This is a genomic window from Ruegeria sp. CG8 (assembly GCF_056537165.1).
In genome coordinates this window covers 676,150-695,081 of sequence record NZ_JBQFRA010000001.1, presented here as the reverse complement: position 1 = coordinate 695,081, position 18,932 = coordinate 676,150, and the positions used below count along the sequence as shown (strand labels likewise).

The 18,932-nt window shown below is 55.5% G+C and carries 16 protein-coding genes; 5 read left to right on the top strand and 11 right to left on the bottom strand.

Translation table 11 applies throughout. The features are described from left to right. Window positions 1-224: 224 nt before the first annotated feature. From ACR0EF_RS03400 to ACR0EF_RS03380, 5 genes are read right to left on the bottom strand one after another with little or no spacing between them, the layout of a single operon-like run. Window positions 225-1,913 (bottom strand): ABC transporter ATP-binding protein, encoded by a 1,689-nt coding sequence (locus ACR0EF_RS03400; RefSeq protein WP_170371393.1) that lies wholly within the window; start codon window positions 1,911-1,913, stop codon window positions 225-227. Continuing rightward, window positions 1,910-2,824 (bottom strand): ABC transporter permease, encoded by a 915-nt coding sequence (locus tag ACR0EF_RS03395; protein WP_170339892.1) that lies wholly within the window; start codon window positions 2,822-2,824, stop codon window positions 1,910-1,912. The genes ACR0EF_RS03400 and ACR0EF_RS03395 overlap by 4 nt, the downstream gene beginning before the upstream one ends. Then, entirely contained in the window at window positions 2,821-3,789 is a 969-nt protein-coding gene (locus ACR0EF_RS03390; protein WP_170357427.1) for an ABC transporter permease, read from the bottom strand. Before ACR0EF_RS03390 ends, ACR0EF_RS03395 begins: the two co-directional genes overlap by 4 nt. Continuing rightward, on the bottom strand, window positions 3,790-5,343 hold the full coding sequence (locus ACR0EF_RS03385; RefSeq protein ID WP_170371394.1) for an ABC transporter substrate-binding protein: 1,554 nt from the start codon (window positions 5,341-5,343) through the stop codon (window positions 3,790-3,792). A 55-nt stretch (window positions 5,344-5,398) separates the two neighbouring features. Continuing rightward, window positions 5,399-6,973, bottom strand: coding sequence for an ABC transporter substrate-binding protein (locus ACR0EF_RS03380; protein WP_170371396.1), 1,575 nt, complete (start codon window positions 6,971-6,973; stop codon window positions 5,399-5,401). A 105-nt stretch (window positions 6,974-7,078) separates the two neighbouring features. Here ACR0EF_RS03380 and ACR0EF_RS03375 point away from each other — a divergent pair, with 105 nt between their 5' ends. Continuing rightward, entirely contained in the window at window positions 7,079-7,390 is a 312-nt protein-coding gene (locus ACR0EF_RS03375) for a hypothetical protein (RefSeq protein ID WP_170371398.1), read from the top strand. 122 nt (window positions 7,391-7,512) lie between these two features. Here the strand turns inward: ACR0EF_RS03375 and ACR0EF_RS03370 are convergent, their stop codons facing one another. After that, window positions 7,513-7,929, bottom strand: coding sequence for a MerR family transcriptional regulator (locus ACR0EF_RS03370; RefSeq protein ID WP_170363786.1), 417 nt, complete (start codon window positions 7,927-7,929; stop codon window positions 7,513-7,515). 75 nt (window positions 7,930-8,004) lie between these two features. Here ACR0EF_RS03370 and ACR0EF_RS03365 point away from each other — a divergent pair, with 75 nt between their 5' ends. Continuing rightward, window positions 8,005-8,649 carry a cation efflux transmembrane domain-containing protein gene (locus tag ACR0EF_RS03365; RefSeq protein ID WP_170363787.1) on the top strand — a complete coding sequence of 215 codons (645 nt, stop codon included), beginning with the start codon at window positions 8,005-8,007 and terminating at the stop codon, window positions 8,647-8,649. 296 nt (window positions 8,650-8,945) lie between these two features. Further along, complete coding sequence (locus ACR0EF_RS03360) at window positions 8,946-9,674, top strand: SDR family NAD(P)-dependent oxidoreductase (protein WP_170357411.1); 729 nt, start codon at window positions 8,946-8,948, stop codon at window positions 9,672-9,674. A gap of 49 nt (window positions 9,675-9,723) precedes the next feature. Here the strand turns inward: ACR0EF_RS03360 and ACR0EF_RS03355 are convergent, their stop codons facing one another. Then, window positions 9,724-10,479: an N-acyl homoserine lactonase family protein gene (locus ACR0EF_RS03355; protein WP_170371400.1), complete on the bottom strand. Its 756-nt coding sequence runs from the start codon at window positions 10,477-10,479 to the stop codon at window positions 9,724-9,726. A gap of 482 nt (window positions 10,480-10,961) precedes the next feature. Here ACR0EF_RS03355 and ACR0EF_RS03350 point away from each other — a divergent pair, with 482 nt between their 5' ends. Continuing rightward, on the top strand, window positions 10,962-11,165 hold the full coding sequence (locus ACR0EF_RS03350) for a hypothetical protein (RefSeq protein WP_170339910.1): 204 nt from the start codon (window positions 10,962-10,964) through the stop codon (window positions 11,163-11,165). 632 nt (window positions 11,166-11,797) lie between these two features. Here the strand turns inward: ACR0EF_RS03350 and ACR0EF_RS03345 are convergent. Further along, window positions 11,798-12,376: a TetR/AcrR family transcriptional regulator gene (locus ACR0EF_RS03345; protein WP_254437696.1), complete on the bottom strand. Its 579-nt coding sequence runs from the start codon at window positions 12,374-12,376 to the stop codon at window positions 11,798-11,800. Window positions 12,377-12,565: 189 nt separating this feature from the next. On the opposite strand from ACR0EF_RS03345, the gene ACR0EF_RS03340 reads away from it, so the two are divergent. After that, on the top strand, window positions 12,566-13,960 hold the full coding sequence (locus ACR0EF_RS03340; RefSeq protein WP_170371560.1) for an aminotransferase: 1,395 nt from the start codon (window positions 12,566-12,568) through the stop codon (window positions 13,958-13,960). A 63-nt stretch (window positions 13,961-14,023) separates the two neighbouring features. Here the strand turns inward: ACR0EF_RS03340 and ACR0EF_RS03335 are convergent, their stop codons facing one another. The 3 genes from ACR0EF_RS03335 to ACR0EF_RS03325 are packed head-to-tail and all read right to left on the bottom strand — an operon-like array spanning window position 14,024 to window position 18,892. Then, window positions 14,024-15,592 (bottom strand): trimethylamine methyltransferase family protein, encoded by a 1,569-nt coding sequence (locus ACR0EF_RS03335; RefSeq protein WP_170371402.1) that lies wholly within the window; start codon window positions 15,590-15,592, stop codon window positions 14,024-14,026. A gap of 25 nt (window positions 15,593-15,617) precedes the next feature. Then, window positions 15,618-16,817: an aromatic ring-hydroxylating oxygenase subunit alpha gene (locus ACR0EF_RS03330; protein ID WP_170371404.1), complete on the bottom strand. Its 1,200-nt coding sequence runs from the start codon at window positions 16,815-16,817 to the stop codon at window positions 15,618-15,620. 8 nt (window positions 16,818-16,825) lie between these two features. Then, a complete protein-coding gene (locus ACR0EF_RS03325; RefSeq protein ID WP_170371406.1) occupies window positions 16,826-18,892 on the bottom strand; it encodes an oxidoreductase in 2,067 nt (688 codons plus the stop codon). Between the last annotated feature and the right edge of the window lie 40 nt (window positions 18,893-18,932).

The window sequence follows — 18,932 nt, the reverse complement described above, 5'->3', positions numbered from 1 at the left end:
CGTTGCTTCCGTCGGCTGTGACCTCGACGCAGACCTCATTGACCGAGATTGCATTTCATTCGGCTTCGTCTGGGTCCGAAAATGGGTCGACAACAAGTACCAGACGCTTTGCGATGGAGCCAATTCAAGTCGGTGTTTGAGTTCAAACTACCGTTGATCGCTTGCGCGTGCGCCTCTCAAACAACTTCTTCTGGAAAAACAGATGCAAGACCAAACCGTTACGGTTATGCCAATTGCTTCAGCCGTGGCATCAAATCCAACAGTTCCCGCGTATACGGATGCTCTGGAGCTTCGAACAACGCGTCCGTCTCCTGAACTTCAAGCAGCTTCCCATGTCGCATCACGCCCACCCGGTCACACATCTGACGTACGACCGGGAGATCATGGCTGATAAAGAGCATAGTCAGGCCCAGATGCTCCTGCAGGTCTTTGAGAATGTTCAGGATTTGCGCCTGAATGGACACGTCCAGGGCGCTGGTCGGCTCATCGCAGATCAGAAAACGGGGCTGAGTTGCGAGGGCGCGAGCAATACAAATGCGCTGACGCTGCCCACCGGAAAACTCGTGTGGATACTTGCGCCACGCGTCCTTGGCCAGGCCAACCCAGTCAAGCAATTCGCGCACGCGCGGTTCAATAGCGGGCTTGGGCAGGATTTTGTGATGATGGATGGGCTCGGCAACGAGGTCCCCGACCCTCATGCGGGGATTTAGGCTGGAGAACGGGTCTTGAAAGATCATCTGGATCTGGCGGCGGTAGGCTTGCAGGGCCTCTGCCTCCATCACTGTGACGTCTTCGCCGTCAAAGATCACCCTACCACCGTCTACGGGATAGAGTGTTCCAATCATCCGGGCGACTGTGGACTTGCCAGAGCCACTTTCGCCGACAAGGCCGAAAACCTCACCGTCGCGAATGTCGAAACTCACCTGATCGACGGCAGTGAAGTACTTGCGTTGCGAGGGCAGCAGCCCGCCCTTTTGCAGGAACGTCTTAGTAATGTTTTCGATTTCCAGCAGTTTGCCGGATTTGGACAGATCGGTCTTTTCCCAATGGGCCGCCAGATCGTCGATCTTGAAGGTTCTTTCCCGCTCGCCATAATTGACCACTGGGAAACGCTCGACTTTGGTGTGCGGGCGCGGCACGGCGGCAATCAGAGATTTGGTATACTCATGTTTCGGTGCGCCGAGGATCTGATCGGTCGTTCCGCTTTCAACCACATGACCGGAATACATCACGGTTACCGAGTCGGTGGTGTCGGCGATAACGCCCATGTCGTGGGTAACGAGGATCACGCCGACCTGACGCTCCTTCGCCAGTTCCTTGATCAGATCCAGCACCTGCGCTTGGACAGAAACATCCAAGGCCGTTGTGGGTTCGTCAGCGATCAGAACACTGGGCTCGGTACAGAGTGCGAGCGCGATTACCACCCGCTGACGCATCCCTCCGGAGAACTGGTGCGGATACTGGTTGAAACGGTCCGCCGGGTCGGGGATGGACACGCGATCCAGCAGCGCAATAGCGCGTTTTTTGGCCTCGGAAGCGGAAAGGCCGAGGTGAAGCTGGATCGTCTCGACCAATTGCTCGCCCACTGTGAACAACGGGTTCAGCGAGGTTAGCGGGTCCTGAAAGATCATCCCGATCTCTTTGCCCCGGATTCGGCGTTTGTCCTCGGCGTCCAGTTCGTCAATCCGGCGACCGTTCAGCCAGACCTCACCTTCGGAGACATGGGCCGGGGGGTCCAGAAGGCCGATCACGGCGTTGCCGGTCATGGACTTGCCAGCACCGCTTTCGCCGACAACGCCCCGGATCTCGCCAGGATGCAGGTCGTAGGTCACATGCTCGACCGGCTTGAAGATGCCGTGGCGTGTGGGGATTTCCACAGTCAGGTTGCGGATCGAAAGAACGGGATCGGTCATTTCAGCCTCGGGTTCAGAACGTCACGCAGCCAGTCGCCCAGCAGGTTCACACTCAGCGCCAGTGCCAGCAGGGTGCAGGCCGGGAAGAACAGGATCCACCACTCGCCCGAGAACAGGAATCCCTGCCCAATGCGGATCAGCGTCCCCAGCGAGGGCTGGGTCGGTGGCGCGCCAACGCCAAGGAAACTGAGCGTCGCCTCGGCAATGATCGCCAGCGCCAATGAGATAGTCGCGATCACCAGCACCGGTGACAGTACATTGGGCAGGATATGGCGCAGCATGATGGTCAGCGGGCTTTGCCCGATGATGCGCGCGGCGGCGACGTAATCTTTGTTCTTCTCAACCAACGTTGCGCCCCGGACGACACGAGCGAACTGCACCCAATCGGACAGTCCAATGGCCAGGATCAGCACCCAGATCGCCATCTGGTCGCGATACTCCACCGGGGTAATGCCTTTGGCGATCCCAAAGATCAGCATGGCCAGAAGGATCGATGGGAAAGTCAGCTGCACATCCGCCGTGCGCATGATGATGGTTTCGGTCCAACCGCCGAAATACCCTGATAACAGGCCCAGAATGATCCCCAGAACCATCGCGAACAGAACGGCCGCCACCCCAACGAATAGCGAGATCCGCATTCCGTAGAGGATGGTCGAGAACACATCACGCCCCTGATCGTCTGTGCCCATCAGGAAGGTTTCGCCTGTAAAGGCATTGGGTTCCATCGGCGGGGTGAAGCCGTTCATCAGGTTCAGGCTGGCCGGATCAAACGGGTTTGTCGGCGCAATCAGTGGTGCGAGGATCGTGGCCAGGATCAGGATCAATGCCACTGTCGCCGACACCATGGCGACAGGCGAGCGGCGGAAGGCGTAGAACTGGTCGCTGTCCAGAATGCGTTTCACACGGCTCATGCGCTGACCCTCAGGCGCGGGTCGATGAAGGCGTAAAGGATATCGACCGCAAGGTTGATGGTGACAAAGATGACCGAGATCATCATCAGGTATGCTGCCATGACAGGGATATCCACGAATTGGATTGCATTGATGAACAGAAGGCCCAGGCCCGGCCACTGAAACACCGTCTCGGTGATGATGGCAAAGGCGATGATGGCCCCCAGTTGCAGGCCGATAATCGTGATGACGGGGACCATGGTATTCTTCAGCGCATGGCGGAAATTGATGGTCCGGTCACTCAGCCCACGGGCGCGGGCAAAGCGGATATAGTCTTGCCGGAGTACTTCCAACATCTCGGAGCGCACCAGCCGCATGATGAGGGTCATCTGGTATAGACCCAGTGTAATCGCGGGCAGGATCAGCGCCTTGAGTCCACTGCTTGTCAGCAAGCCTGTGTTCCACCAGCCCAGATCTACGACTTCTCCGCGTCCAAAACTGGGCAGCCAGCCAAGTTCGACCGAGAAGATGTAAATCAACAGGATCCCGATCAGGAACGTCGGCAGGGACACCCCGATCAGAGAGGCTGACATGATGAAATTCGCTGCAAACCCGTCTCGCCGGATTGCGGTGAACACACCCAGCGCGATGCCCAAGACTATGGCAAATACGGCTGAGACCAGCGCCAGTTCCAACGTTGCCGGAGCGCGTTCGGCCAGGATTTCCGCGACCGGACGCCCTTGACGGAAGCTGACGCCGAAATTGCCCTGTACCGCTTCCTGCAAAAACTTCACATATTGCACCGGAAACGGCTGATCGAGCCCCAACTGCGACCGCAGACGTTCCACATCTTCCATGGTCCGCTCTTGCCCCAGCATGTTGTCGATCGGATCTCCGACAAAGCGGAACATGGAAAAGGCGACCAGGCCCACGACGAACAGAACCAGCGCCGACTGAGCCACACGCCTGATAATGTATGACAGCATTTAGTTGACCGTTACCCAGCGCAGAAGGAAGAAGTTGTCGGGCCGTTGTGTCAGCCCGATATTGCTGCGCGCGCCCCAGACCAGCGGTTGAACGTAAAGCGGTACATAGGCCACCTCATCGTGCAGGATACCTGCCACCTCGTCCAGCATTGCCTGACGTTTGGGTTCGTCAATCTCGGACTGGATCAGCGGCAGCAATTCATCCACGCGAGAGTTCGAATAGCCGCCAAAGTTCCACGAACCCAACTTCTTTTCCTCATTCGGGGTCGAAGCGAGAAAACGCACGGGATGCTCGGCATCAAACGTACCGGGTGACCAACCCAACAGATACATATCAAAATTGTCGGCCCGCAGTTCAGGCCAGTAGTTCTGAACCGGCATCGCATCGAGCGTCACGTTCAGCCCGGCCTGAGACAGCATGGCGGTGATCGCCTGGCAAACAGCTTCGTCGTTCAGGTAGCGATTGTTGGGGCACTTAAAGCTGATCTCGGCCCCCTCAGCGCCAGCCTCAGCCAGCAAAGCCTTGGCACCCTCGGGATCGTAGCCATAGGGGTCCGCATTTGCAGCCGAATAGCCGCGCATCGCAGGACTGACCAACTGGCTCGCCACCTCAGCATTGCCGCGCATGATGGTTTGCAGGATAGCGGGAACGTTAACTGCCTTTGCTACCGCCTCGCGGACGCGCACATCTCGGAAAAGGTCCGAGCCACCCTGCCCGGCTTCGCTCGCGCCTTCCTGCTGATCAAACCCCAGCATGATCACGCGCGCTTCGACGCCCTGAATGACCTTCACATCCGGATTGCCTTGCAACCGAGCCACATCCTGAATTGGGACCGGGTTGATGAAGTCGACATCTCCGGACAACAAAGCCGCCAGAGCGGTTGCCGGGTTTTGGATTGGCACCAATTCAGCGCGGGTCAGGTTGTGTTCTGCTGTGTCCCACCAGCCGTCGAACGGCTCCAGAACAGTGCGCAGGCCCGGCTCTCGAGCGGTAACTCGGAAAGCACCGGTGCCATTGGCGTTCAGGGTCGCATAGTTGCCCGATTCTTTGTCAGGCAGTGCTGCGTCGTTTGCCTCGGCCCAGCCGCTATCCATGATCATCCAGTTGGCAATGCTGTCCGGAAAAATCGGGTTCGGCGCGGTGGTCATGACATCGACGGTGTAGTCGTCAACCTTCACCACCTCGCTGACGGGTGCGAACCAGCTGCGTGTGTCCGACTTTTCGTCAGACGCCCGCTGGTACGAGAAGATCACGTCATCCGCATTGAATTCAGAACCATCATGAAACGTTACGCCCTCGCGCAGTTTGAACCGCCATCCAGCTCCGTCCCCGATGGTTTCCCAACTCGTGGCCAGCGCCGGTTCAATGGTCATGTCCTTGCCCCTGCGCACAAGCCCTTCGTAGACGTTGTTCAAGAAACCTAGAACCGGGGCAGAGTTGACAGCATGAGGATCCATTGTTTGCGGGTCCGTTGTAACGGCAAACGTGAACTCTTCGCCTGCGACGGGCAAGGCAAGCGCGCAGAATAGCGCGGCAGTGGTCAGACGTTTCATGATAGCTCCCACTCTTTGGTGGCGGGCCTCGCATCCCGAGGCCCGGTCACGTTTCTTACTTCAGGCCAAAATGCTTGACCATAGGCTGATCTTCGGGATCAACGTTGATGTCCAGGTTTTCAGCCATACCCCAGTTCAACACTTGATGGTGGATCGGAATATACAACTGTTCATCCTGCACCACGCGCCAGATCTCGGCGATCGCTTGATCTCGCGCGACGAGATCCGTGTTCGAGGCCAGCGACTCGATCTTGGCATCCAACTCATCATTGTCATACCCGGTGCCGTTCCACGTCCCAATGTCGCTTTCACGGCCATGGACCAGGAAGTTGAAGATGTATTCCGAGTCATACGTCGGAACGCCCCAGCCCAGCATGTAGAAATCGGTCTTTCCGTCCGTGATCAGCGGGAAGTGCTGCGCCTTCGGTTTGGCATCCAGATTCACAGTGATGCCAATCTGACCCAGCATCCCGACAGCGGCCTGACAGATACCTTCGTCATTGATGTACCGGTCGTTGGGACAATCCAGCCGGATCGAGAATCCGTCCGGATAACCCGCTTCGGCCAAAAGCGCCTTTGCACCTTCAACGTCCGTGCTGCTTTCACCGTCCATCTCGGCAGTCCAACCGTTCACGAACGGCGGGGCGATCATCCCGGCAGGTTGCGACTGACCGCGCATGACCACCTGTTGGATGGCATCTCGATTGATCGCTTTGGACATGGCCCGACGAACGCGGACGTCGGCAAGGGGGTTCTTACCATCGACGTTATCCGCCTCGATGTCATCCGCGCCCTGGTTCATGCCAAAGAAGATCACCCGGTTTTGCGGCGCTTGTTTGACGACCAAACCGTCGACGGCATTCACCCGGTCCAGGTCCTGCACCGGCATATCCTGAAGGAAGTTCACCTCGCCCGACAACATCGCCGCAACGCGGGTCGCATCATTCTGGATCGGTGTATAGATGATTTCGCTGATCGCCATCGGGAACTGATCGCGCCCCCAATAATCCTCGTTCCGCTCCATCACCGTTTTGACGTCCGGTTCGCGGCTGACCAGTTTGTAGGGGCCGGTTCCATTCACATTGACGGTCGCAAAGGTGATCTCGCCGCCTTCAAAGTCCTGAACGTTGACCGCGTTATTCGCCTCGGTCCAGCCTTTGTCCATGATGAACAGGTCTGTGAGGTTCGCAGGAAGAATGGGGTTTGGACCGTCCGTCTCGATCTCGATCGTGTGGTCGTCGACAGCGCGTACCTCGACAATCGAATTGATCAGTTCTTTCATGTCCGAGTTCGGCTGCTTCGCCCGGTTGATGCTGAACACCACGTCTTCTGCTGTGAAATCGGCGCCGTCATGGAATTTCACGCCCTGACGCAGGTTGAATACCCAGACATTCGGATCACTCTCGCTGGGGGCCCAATCGGTCGCCAGCGCAGGCTCAAAAGCACCGCTCGTATCGCGAATGATCAGAGGTTCATACATCTGGTGGCGCACGGTATGCGTTGGCCCTTCGTTCTGCGAATGCGGGTCAAGCGTCAGCGCATCCCCCGAGCGCGCCCAACGCAGAGTTTCGGCACTGGCCAAAGACGTCGTCGTCATCAAAAGCGTCAGTACGAGTATTGGATTTTTCATTATTTTCTCCCATGTTGCAGTCGTTTGACCGCATTGAATTCACGATACCGTGTCGCAAATTTCTGTTAACGTTATGGTTGCGGATAGCATACCAACTGCGAATGCATGTCAATCGTTCAACCTGGTATTGATTTGCTAAACACAAGCGACAGGGGACTTCAGGAGGACAGCCACTCTCCCAAAGAACACCGCATCATGTGTCTATTACTCAGACAAGAGGAACACAAACCGCAATCATCAAGCTTCGTGTTCCGACAAGTAAATCCAGATAGCGCTGACGGGAACTGTGCTGCTCACAAACTGGATAATTGTCCGCTTCTTAAAGCGATTGCCACGCTGTTTTGGACCCGCCGCCAGATTTCCAATCATCCCGAGGTGCTTTCGCTCATTTGCAATGCGCACAAAGCGGTCGTTTGAGCAGATCACACCACCGAAATATTAGGTCCGCACGGTAGACATTGAAAAGACTTGCGACGTACGTCTGCTGTGCGGACAAAGCTGCCGTTCGGAGTTACCGAATAGATGTCAGCTTTCGAGGGTCAGTGATCCCGGCCACATAGGTCATGGTCTGCGAGCGAGGCCAAGACATAACAGTCCTCTGCCACGCCGCGACCATCACATCCTTGAGCAATACGCTTCAGTTCGTTCTCAAGCGCTTTGAGTCGTTTGATCTTGGCTCGCACTTCGGACAACTGACCTTCGGCGATCTCGGTGGCGGCTTCGCATGATCGGTCTGGATGGTTTTGCAACTCGATCAGAGATGAGATCGCGTCGATGGAGAAGCCAAGATCACGCGCATGACGGATGAAGCTCAGGCGTTCCAGACCATCGTTTGTGTAACGCCTCTGGTTGCCTGCTGTACGTTCCGGTGGAGCCAGGAGACCCATTTCTTCATAGTAGCGGATGGTAGGCACTTTGACCTTCGTCCGCTTCGAAAGCTCTCCAATTGAGAACATGCGAAAACCCTCTTGAACCTCTAGTCACTAGAGAGACTACATTAGAACCGAGGCGATTCTGAAGAGGTTTCAAAAATGGCAGGATGCTGCGGTAGCGACGTGAAGTTTGACGGGATGTCGAACGAATACAAACGCCGGTTATGGATCGTCATCGCGCTGAATGCGACAATGTTCGTGGTCGAGATGACCGCCGGACACTATGCAAAGTCTCAGGCACTTCAAGCAGACGCGTTAGACTTCCTTGGGGACGCGCTCACCTATGGTATTTCCCTCGCCGTGATCGGTGCTTCTGTTCGCGCTCGAACGAACGCAGCCTTGGCGAAGGGGATCAGCCTCTTCCTGATGGGCGCGTGGGTGTTTGGTTCGACCGTCTATCGGGTGTTCTACGTGGGTGTTCCAGAGGCCGAAATCATGGGGATCATCGGTGCGCTGGCTCTCGCAACAAACCTTGCGAGCGTACTCTTGCTTGTCAGCTACAAGGATGGAGACGCCAACGTGCGGTCGGTTTGGCTATGCTCGCGGAACGACGCCATCGGCAATGTGGCCGTGATGATTGCCGCTTTGGGTGTCTGGGGCACCGCAACGGGCTGGCCTGACCTCATTGTCGCTGCGATCATGGCGAGCCTATTCTTGTCATCTTCGTACCAAATTGTCCGACAGGCACTTGAGGAACGGCGCGAGGACGCCGCGCACGAGCATGGAGCAGCCCGGACAAGCTGACATTCGCTGCGGGGAGCACACCGGGTAGGTATGGGCTCAAAGCGGTCATTCGCTGCAACTTGCTTGAACGTCTGCATTGCGGACCATGCTGCCGTTTGCTTCAGTTGCAACGTCGAAAAGCACATCCGGCGCCAAAGCGCGGTGGAATGACATCGCAAGGTCTAACTCCGAGCCCAAACCAGACGCTCACCGAATTTTTTTAGAGATTGACTATCCATACTTGCAGAAACCTGCGTTGCGGGTTTCCTTCTGTAGTTCAAGATATCCACTGTTTCGCCAGGGTTCGAGGAGTTACTATGAAAACAGCCGTTGTGACTGGTGCCGCGGGAGGGATGGGACAGGCTATCTGCCGCCAATTGCGGACATGTGAGTTCCACGTCCTTGGACTGGACCTCAACGAGGAGGGCTTGGATGAACTGGCGGCAGAGTTAGGTTCAAATTTCACACAATTCTGCGTTGACTTGACGGATCCAGTTGCAATCGCGCAGACGTTTGATGGCATAAAGTCAGCTTATGGCGGCCTCGATGCTTTGGTAAACAACGCTGGCACCTGCTTCATGTCCGACTTCCCGCATATACCGCCCGAGGAACTGGAAAGGCAGATGGCAATCAATTTCAACTCTGCGTTCCATTGTTGCCAGCAGGCTGTCCGATTGATGTTGGAACGCGAGGGCGTCAAAAAGATTGTGAATATCTCATCAAACGGAGCTTACAATTTCGATGTATTTGACCCTCCGCACTACCGGGCATCAAAGGCGGCGATGGATACCCTTACGAAAGACCTAGCCCGTCGATACGCAAAGGAAAAAATCTGTGTGAACTCGCTGGCGCCAGCCATGACCGAGACGCCCTTGTTCAATGTCTTGTCTGAGGAAGTCTTGGAGAAAGCCGTTGGCGCCATGCCGCATGGTCATGCGATGCAGCCCGAGCAAGTCGCCTCTTGGGTCAGTTTTCTCATTTCACCGGCCGGTGACGTTTCCAGCGGAAATGTAATCATTCTGAATCAAGGGCGGGACGTCAGGTAGTTTTCAGGAAGATCAATCGATTTCGGGAAAGGTGGACCACCGGTTGGGGTCAACGGTAGACCTCTGGTGCTTTCTTCAGAACTGGCCATTGATTTGGACAATGCCCATAGATCACAAAGGCGTTTCGCTCGGATGCTAGACGCATCAACCTGTCTGCGCTGGCAATCGCGGCTTCTTCGTCCCATGACCCTGCAAATTTCTCATCGATTTCTGACGGTCGGGATATCGCGTCACTGGTGAGCAAAACCGGACCCGAGGGAAGATCGACCATCAGGGCGATCTGGCCTGGTGCATGACCAGGTGCCGCCAATACCAGGATACCTGGTCCAACCTCTCCGTCGCCATCAACCAAGAGGTAATCCCGATCGGGCCATTCCAAAGGCCGCACACCGCCCCAATACAATGGACGCGGCAGAGCCCGCTCGACGGAAGATATTAGTATCGGAATGCCAGGAAAGTCGCCCAATGCCCCGATATGGTCGATATGAGTGTGGGTACAAATCTGCAACGTAATGTCTGATGGAATGAGACCGAGCTTTGCCAGTTGCGCGCGTGGCAGATTTTCCGGTTCACATTTCAGGACTTCGCCAAACTCGAACAAAAGATCTTCTTTGACCGCGGCTTCGGTATCGGTCGCATATTTTTCGGGAAACCCGGTGTCGATGAGTATGGCTTCTCCCAGATCCGTCCGGATCAGAAAGCCGCAGATCCCAATGATGCGACCAGTGGAATGAACCTTGAACAGCCCGTAGTCCAATACCGCCAGGTCAATCGGCCGCCCTTTGACAAATCCCTCAGCTTGCACAAACTCTCTCCCTCATCGACTGCAAGGATTTTGAGTAGAGTGTGAAAGTCAAGGAGTCCGTCGTCGCACTGACCACTATTCTAGCTATCACCCAGCCCAGCAGTGCTGCGGGTGAAGCTTTGAGCGAGATTGGCAGTTCAGATCGGAAAGCGGTCTTTTCTTTAGTCACGTGACCAACAGTTAAACGTCTTGGCAGAAAACCACTGATTTTTGGCCAACCTGCAGATTTTGGCTAGACTTAGAGAGTTCCCCCAACGCACAGAAAGTTTGTCGGCATTCCCGACTTATCTACTGTGCTATCCGGAACGCCCCAACCCTTGGGATTATAACGATTAATAGCCAAGGAGGCCACCGGGAGAGTGCCAGGACGCCCGGGACCAATGTCGCGACTTAATTTTTCCCAAGAGCGCATTCGGGCCACCGTCTGTCAAACTTGATCAGCCGTGCTATACATGGCGTCAAGATACGAAAGGCGAAATTTAATGGACGCACCAGTTATCCAACTGATATTTATGCTAGCCTTGCTGCTTGGCGTGATCTGGCTTTATATCCTGCCGATCACGATGGCGGGGCGGCGTAACCGATCCGGTTTGATCTGGTTCCTGATCGGTCTGGTTGGATCACCGCTTTTGGCCATCCTTTTACTACTGGCTTTGGGTGACGCACCCGAGCATCCAGCAACCTAGTTTTGTGAACGATACCGTCAGACACACAGAAAGGCTCAACCGGAAGGTTTCTGGACACCGGTGAGCCATAACGGCCTTCTCAGCATGCAAGGAGGGCTTGAATTGAGACACTATACTCCCAGAAGAGACAACAACTCTCCACCGCCGTGTAGTGTAATCCTACGGATGACCGATCTGTTTGAAGAATCCTAGATGACTTTGTCCGTAACCCGGTCATGTCGGCAGTTCTGACGAACGTCCGACATCGTTAGGAGCAACCAATGAGGTTGGTGTCCGTTTGGATGTCCTGCCCCCAACCATGCGACTTCTTGCTACATATGCCGACGCTGATGTCCTTGTTGCGCAAACGGTCATGTCCGGTGGGATTGAAGATGCCGGCGCAGCTCATACTATCATCTGGGGTTTTCTACTGACTTTGTTATTGGAATCTTGCTGATCGCGCGCGGCCGCGGGTTGGAAGCTTCGGCTAGTTCGCTGATCATCGGCGCGCTGCTATTTGGTGTTTTGCATTGCTCATGTGCGGCTTATGGGCCCAACCAATGACTAATGACTTGCGGCGATTCATTCACGAGACACGGACGGATTAGGGATTGACCTTGGTAGGTTCCTATTTTCCAAAGCCACCTTCATCCTTAGATCTTCTGATTGCTAAAGTGTTTTGGAAACATCGATTGCAGTACGAACAGGCAGATCCTCAAAGCCTCTGAGGGTTTGAAGATATCTGTGTGCAAGTGGTAGTCGGTCCAGAGTCCTTCCAGCAAAGCAACCAATGCGTCTGTTGCAAGTTTGGCGTCTACGTCATCGTACTGGCCTTCGACCTTTATTTGCTCCAACAGCTCCAGTATCGCCGCCCTGAAACCTTTGTCTCGCGAGTCGATGAAAGGAAATACCTTCGGGTTCGAGACCGCTTCAGCCCGGAAGGAAAACCAGATTGCGACGTCCCGTGCATTTAGGACCAAGGGATCAAAGTCTGCTTTGATGATAGAGATTAACTTGTCTGCCGGGTCCAAGTCGGGATTGGCTGCGATGCCCTTCCACTGCTCCGCGTAGCGGATTGACAATTCCTCAGCCACCGCAAGCAGCAGCCTTTCTTTGGAGCCAAAGTGTAGGTTTACCATCCCTTGCGACAGTCCCGACAACTCTTGGATTCTCGCCGAGGTTGTGCCGCGAATTCCGTACTTATGGATGGCGTCTGCAGCCGATTGGATCAACTGCTTTCGGTTCTGCAGCTTACCCAGATCACGGGCATTGGTTGGTATATTGGGCTCGAGAGTAATCTTGTTTGTCCTCCGCTGGGTGGTCGCACTTTGTCTTCTCGCATTCAGCAGAGCGAAAGTTCAAGAATTGACATTGAATGAATGTTCGTTCATTTTGTGATTTCCATTTCATCAAGGCGCTGCATGACCCTTTCCAACTCTGACTTTCGGTCCATTCGCGAGTGGGACAACGAACATTTCCTGCACCCGTGGGAAGGTATGTCATGCCTGGGCCAAAACGAACGCACCTTTGCAGAAAGCGGTCTGGGCGTTCACGTCTTCACTGAGGACGGAAAGCGCCTAATAGACGGCCCTGCTGGCATGTGGTGTATGCAATTGGGCTATGGAAACACTGAAATTGCCGATGCCATGGCCCAGCAGGCGAAAGAGATGGCGTATTTTTCGCCCTTCAACAATGCCAACTCAGCCCCCGCCCGGTTGGCGCATGAGATCGCCAAGAGGACGCCGGGCGACCTGAACCATGTGTTCTTCACGACAGGTGGCTCAACCGCCGTGGATTCCGCTCTTCGGTTTGTGCAGTTTCGCAACAACCTTCTGGGCAAGCCTGAAAAGAAGATCGTGATATCGCGGCAGAAAGCCTATCACGGATCGACCTACCTGGCGGCCTCAGTGTCCGGAAAAGAGCGAGACAAAGGTTGGCTGGACCAGGCAAGTCACCTGACGCGCTTCCTGCCGAATGTGAATCCTTATACGCGTCGCCCCGAGCAGACAGTCGACGACTTTCTGGACGAAAAAATAGCGGATCTGGAAAACATGATCCTGCAGACCGGAGCAGACAAGGTCGCAGCTTTTATCGCTGAACCGATCTTGTGCTCTGGAGGTGTCATCGTACCTCCACCGGGATATCATCTGCGCTGTCTGGAAATCTGCCGAAAGTACGATGTCCTGTATATCTCGGACGAGGTTGTGACTGGGTTCGGACGGCTTGGGCATTGGTTTGCGTCCGAAGCCGTCTTCGGTATTCAGCCGGATATCATCACCTGCGCGAAGGGAATGACTTCAGGGTATGTGCCGATGGGGGCCTGCATCATTTCTGATCGGCTGATAGCAGAAATAAGCGGCGAACACGCCCAGGACGCTACCTTTTCTAATGGCTTCACCTATTCGGGCCACCCAGTAAGCGCGGCGGCCGGTTTGAAGACGATCGAAATCATGGAGCGTGACGGCGTTCTTGAGCATGTCCGCGCGATCACGCCGCTGTTCGCAGAACGCCTTCAGGCCCTAGCTGAATTGCCGCTCGTCGGTGATGCCCGCGGTATGGGGCTGGTTGGATGTGTTGAGTGTGTTGCGGACGCCAAAGCCGATAACTTGCTGGATCTTGATAAATCAGTTGGCGCATTGATCGATCATCATTGTCAGGAGAACGGACTGATCCTGCGGCCAATCATCAATATGTGTGTGTTTTCTCCGCCGTTGATCATTTCGGAAGACGAGTTGAACCAGATGTTCGACATCCTTGAAAAGGGCATCCGGCTGGCGACCGAGGACCTGACGCGCCAGAATGCGTTGAGAACTTAGGAATGGCTTCGGGGTGGCCTCGCAACCTTGCAAGTGGCGAGCCCCTACCGCGACCTGCTACGCTCACCCAGCCCGCATTACTTCAGGCGGCAACTTGATCGGAAACTTGGATCGAACCTCTTCATCAGCCTTGCTGCCAAAGTAGTTCGGGTAGTGATTGGATAGGATATCGTTCACAACCGACCTGCTCCGCTCGAACATATCCTGACGGCCTGCCTTCTCCCAAGTGTCGGTAAGCTCCCGATCCATCAAGGTTGGGTAGACATACTCGGTCTCCATGTATTGCAAGGTCTGCGCATTACCAAGGAAATGACCGGGATCTGTTGCGCATTCATGGATGACGTCGACCGAAAGCGTATCGTCACTCACCTCGATCCCGCGCAGTGTTCGAGAGATCATGCCCGCTGCCTCGTTGTCGATCACCATTGACTCAAAGCTACAGCCCATCAGGCTGCCGAGCATTCCACCAAACTCGCACAACCGGTTTGCTCCCGCATGGGCCGCCAAAGCGAAGGTAAGCGCTTTTTCCAGCCCATATTGCGCATCGGGGATTTTGGAATCCGTCATTCCACATCCGACGCTGGTTGGTAGGTTGTAGAAGTTGCCCATCTGAATAGCAGCGGCTGAAATCAAAGCCTGCTCGCCACTTCCGCCAGTAAACGATCCAGTGCGCAGATCAGTAATGAACGGCCAAGCCGCAAAGACGACAGGTGTTCCTGGGTTGATCAGGTTGGCAACGGCCACGCAGGAAAGGGTCTCGGCCACCGCCTGCGCCAGCGTGCCGGCCAATGGCGCTGGTGACGTGGCTCCGGCTTGTGGCGGAACGGCAAGGTCGCAGACAAGGCCCATTTTTGCAGTATCAATCAGGATTTCCAGGTTTTCCCGCCCGAACCGAAGCGGTGAGACGATGGGACAGCCTCCAAAAATCACCGAAGGCTTTTCAAGGAACTTTCCCTCCCCGCCCGATGCCAAATCGAACATATGAATGGCGTCTTTTATGTGTTCGCGCGTGCGGAATGTCAGGCAGGACGGTTTCTCGCTTCCCGCCAGAATGGCGTATAGCATGCTCATGTCATGCTCGTAGTCCTGCGGGACATCCGTTGCCAGAACCGTATCACCGGTCATGTGAATGTTGTCGAGCCGGTCTACAAGACGGGTGAAATCGTAGATATCCTTGAGCGTCGATGGTCGGTAACTGCGCGTTTCCGCGTCAAACGTTGTCACCGCCGTACCGGAATTTGCGTAATACACCTTGTCCTTGGTGCAGTGCATATCGTCCTTTCCGGCCCGAGATCCGCGTGCATGGACATAGAATTCGCTTGCGGTCTTGGCCAACAGGTCTTCCATCAAGGCCCGAGGAAAGCATAGCCTGCCGTGCTCGTTCACCGTCGCCCCTTTGGGCAGCACGAGATCAAGAACTTCCTGTGTTGGATCACCGACGCCCGTACGCTCCAGAATACTCAGGGCGGCTTCATGAATGCGCGCAATGTCAGCGTCTGAAAGGGGCTTGTATCTTCCTCCGGCAATCCCCGGCCAGATTGCCTGCGAAGCGACATTGCTGGTTCGCACGGCAGCACGTGCCTCGCGCCCGCCCCCGCGCCGTCTTGATCTGCGCTTCGTTAACTCTGTCATGGTGTTTCTCCGAATTCTGAGCGTGTCAGATCATGCTGAAGTAGTTGCGATAGAAACCAGGAATGCTCCACTCCATCTCGGACAGCGGTCCCGGCACGAAATGGTGGGAGTTCACACCTTCCTGATTGTGACGGATGATCCGCTCATCATCGAGCGACGTGACATGCCAGAGCCATGTCAACGCATTCTTGTCGTAGTCACGACCCTCTCGAGCATCGCCGCGCACATACCAAACGATCTGAATATCCGTTTCCTGCAGGGCGCGCGGAACGAACCGGTAGCCGACCATGTGATCTGCATAAACGAGGAAGTAGTTCAAAGTCCCGATCCCCAGATCGGTGGCACCGCCGTCGTGACCCTTTAGCTCTCCAAGAGCGGGAGCCAAAGGCGTACCATCCTTGCTGCCCGTCAAATACCCGGGAAACAGCGGGTAGCGCCGCCAATAGACATCTGCACCCGGCGCGAACGCGTTTTCTCCGGTCAGGTCCAATTCCTCCAAGGGAACTCCGACTTCGTCCATCCGCTCGTGAAGAGCGCCACTGAACTCAAGAACTTGAGCAGGATCTTTCAACGAGTGACTGCGCGAATAGTCCTGATGAGACGGGGCGCAGTGATAGCACTCCAGATAGTTTTCCAAGGCCAGTTTCCAGTTCGCGGGAACCGGATACGAGGCTTCATGAGCGACCTTCAGATTTTCAAAGTCAAACGGCTTTGAAAGTGGGGCGAGTCGCTCCAACGCGGCATCCAGAGGTGGTGCATTCGCGGCTGCACAGGCGAATATCAGACCTTGGTATATCTTCACCTGAACCGGGAACAACCCATACTGGCCCGGATCAAAATCCGATCCCATTGATCGACCGTTCCGCAGTTTGCCGTTCAAGTCGAAAGTCCACGCGTGATACGGACATATGAAGTTGCGGGCTTTGCCTTTCCGTTCGATGCAAACCCGCGATCCACGATGGCGGCATACGTTCAGATGCCCGCGCACTTCGCCCTCACGATCCCGAACGATAATGATGGACTCGGGTCCATAGTCGAACAGGAAATAATCACCCGGCTCAGGGACCTGGCTAACATGGCCGACCCAGATCCAGTTTCGGTTCCAGAACGCACTGATATCGTTCTCGTATACGGCTTGAGACGTGTAGAAGTGACGAGGCAAGGCGAACCCTTCACGTTGCGAGCCCATCAAGTCGCGCATAACTTGCAAATCATCTTTTGGCATGGCGCACCTCAAACAAATTCAAGGGAAACGAGTTCCCGACGGAAAAATTCGCGGTCAATTTCGCCCGCCTCGCGCTCGAAATTCCGAGCAGCCATGTGGCCCGAATATACTGCGTCCGCGATCAAGCCGGGGTTTGCTGCATCCCCGATCAATTCCAACGTAGTCAGCGGGTTGCTGGCCAAGCTGCGCAGCTCATCGTAGAGGTTGGTTTCGCGCGCGCGCTGCGTCACCAACACAACTGAACCACAGTCTTTGGTCTGTTCTCGCCCCGTGTACGCACATCGCACGGTCGCCTGCCCCGGCGCCACGTTGTCCAATGTATGAGACAGGACCAGTTGAACGCCGCCCTCCAGAAGACTGCGTTGTACTCGAGTTTGTTCCAGCGTTAGTTCAGTAAACGGCGAAACCATTGAAGCCGGGGTTACAAAGACGACCTCATGTCCAGCCCGAGCCAGATGATCCGCCAATACACCACCGAGATATGCCTGTTCATCATCGTAGACCAAAACCGGACCGCTCCCCGGCAGTGTCCCTGACATAATGTCATCCGGCGTAAATACCTGAGCGCCGGCGCTTATTGATACGCCGTGAAATCCAGATTTCCCGCGCCCGTCTCGTCGCCATTTTGCGCCAGTTGCGACAAAGACGTTCGGAATAGCCAGCTCGACAACCTCGGTTGCTGACAACAGGCTGTCGGTGAACAGTTGAACGTTCCCTCTTTGCCTAAGGTCATAAATCCTATGATCTGTGACGCGTTTCCAAGCGGACAGCCCGGTCAGACCAGACTCCTGCAAGACACGGCCGCCAAGCTCTTGCTTGGCTTCCGCCAGAGTTACCTCGTATCCCCGCCGCGCCAATTGCATGGCGCATTCAAGTCCGGCTGGTCCGCTGCCCACAACGAGCGCAGTTTTCTCTTTCCCCCGACGCTCAATGAACTCTGGATGCCATTTCCGCCGCCACTCTTCGCCCATGGTCGGGTTTTGTGTGCAGCGTATGGGGACACCGAGAGAGTCGGATGAAACACAGATATTGCAACCGATGCACTCACGGATTTCTTCGATGCGACCTTCCTTGATTTTGTTGGGCAGAAACGGATCAGCGATGGATGGCCTCGCCGCGCCGATAAAATCAAGAATGCCTTTCCTGACCAGTGACGCCATCAAATCCGGCGACGTAAGACGCCCGACGCCAACAACAGGTTTGGAAGTCACCTGTTTCACGAATTCGATATATGAGGTTTGAAAGCCGTCGCGGGGCTCGAATCGGGTAGTTGCAGAGTCGTTGCTCCAATCTGCCACGTTAACATCCCAAAGGTCAGGAAGCTCGGCCAGCAACTCGACTACAGCACGGCCTTCTTCCTGCGCTTGCATGCCGTCTGCCCCGAGCATTTCGTCAACCGCAAATCGCAGGGCAATGGCGCAATCGTCTCCAACCTCTTCCTTGGTTTCTTCAAGAAGCTCGCGGGTTAGCCGCACCCGGTTCTCCAGTGAACCTCCATACTCATCCGTTCGATCATTGAACTGTGGCAGCAGGAAATGATGAGGCAAGGTCATGTGATGCCCGGCATATACATACACGATGTCGAACCCGGCTTCGCGCGAACGGCGAGCCGCTGCGCGATGCCACTTGCGAAATTCGCGAATGTCCGCCTTATCCATCGCCCTGGCTTGCTTGGGATAAGCAGTTTGCAAGGCAAGTTCTGAAGGCGCCAGCAAAGGGGCCCGGCTCAGATGATTTTGCGCGTGGTGACCGTTATGCGCCAATTCAATAGCCGCCAAAGACCCCTTTCCATGCACCGCCTCGGTCATCAGGCGCAGCGCCGGGATATCCCGCTCATCCCAAAGTCGGTTTTCGGCAAACGGGGACAGGTCAGAAGTCGGGTGAATTTCCGTCTCCTGGTTGGAGACGACGGCCCAACCACCCTCGGCCTTCATTGCCCGCATGGCAGCCTCGGCCTGCGGTCGCAAGTGCCCCATGCCGTTGCAGTGGGGCACTTGGTAGAACCGGTTTCGAGCCGTCACTGGCCCAATTTGAACCGGTTCAAAGAGTACAGAATATCCGTCAGCGCCTGACATTGCCGCGCTTCCTCCAAGAAAATCGGAAATAGTTTCGTGG

What these genes read in the sequence shown, in the direction of transcription:
- ACR0EF_RS03400 (WP_170371393.1), bottom strand. Translation starts at nt 1,913, where the DNA reads ATGACCGATCCCGTTCTTTCGATCCGCAACCTGACTGTGGAAATCCCC.
- ACR0EF_RS03395 (WP_170339892.1), bottom strand. Translation starts at nt 2,824, where the DNA reads ATGAGCCGTGTGAAACGCATTCTGGACAGCGACCAGTTCTACGCCTTC.
- ACR0EF_RS03390 (WP_170357427.1), bottom strand. Translation starts at nt 3,789, where the DNA reads ATGCTGTCATACATTATCAGGCGTGTGGCTCAGTCGGCGCTGGTTCTG.
- ACR0EF_RS03385 (WP_170371394.1), bottom strand. Translation starts at nt 5,343, where the DNA reads ATGAAACGTCTGACCACTGCCGCGCTATTCTGCGCGCTTGCCTTGCCC.
- ACR0EF_RS03380 (WP_170371396.1), bottom strand. Translation starts at nt 6,973, where the DNA reads ATGAAAAATCCAATACTCGTACTGACGCTTTTGATGACGACGACGTCT.
- ACR0EF_RS03375 (WP_170371398.1), top strand. Translation starts at nt 7,079, where the DNA reads ATGTCAATCGTTCAACCTGGTATTGATTTGCTAAACACAAGCGACAGG.
- ACR0EF_RS03370 (WP_170363786.1), bottom strand. Translation starts at nt 7,929, where the DNA reads ATGTTCTCAATTGGAGAGCTTTCGAAGCGGACGAAGGTCAAAGTGCCT.
- ACR0EF_RS03365 (WP_170363787.1), top strand. Translation starts at nt 8,005, where the DNA reads ATGGCAGGATGCTGCGGTAGCGACGTGAAGTTTGACGGGATGTCGAAC.
- ACR0EF_RS03360 (WP_170357411.1), top strand. Translation starts at nt 8,946, where the DNA reads ATGAAAACAGCCGTTGTGACTGGTGCCGCGGGAGGGATGGGACAGGCT.
- ACR0EF_RS03350 (WP_170339910.1), top strand. Translation starts at nt 10,962, where the DNA reads ATGGACGCACCAGTTATCCAACTGATATTTATGCTAGCCTTGCTGCTT.
- ACR0EF_RS03340 (WP_170371560.1), top strand. Translation starts at nt 12,566, where the DNA reads ATGACCCTTTCCAACTCTGACTTTCGGTCCATTCGCGAGTGGGACAAC.
- ACR0EF_RS03335 (WP_170371402.1), bottom strand. Translation starts at nt 15,592, where the DNA reads ATGACAGAGTTAACGAAGCGCAGATCAAGACGGCGCGGGGGCGGGCGC.
- ACR0EF_RS03330 (WP_170371404.1), bottom strand. Translation starts at nt 16,817, where the DNA reads ATGCCAAAAGATGATTTGCAAGTTATGCGCGACTTGATGGGCTCGCAA.
- ACR0EF_RS03325 (WP_170371406.1), bottom strand. Translation starts at nt 18,892, where the DNA reads ATGTCAGGCGCTGACGGATATTCTGTACTCTTTGAACCGGTTCAAATT.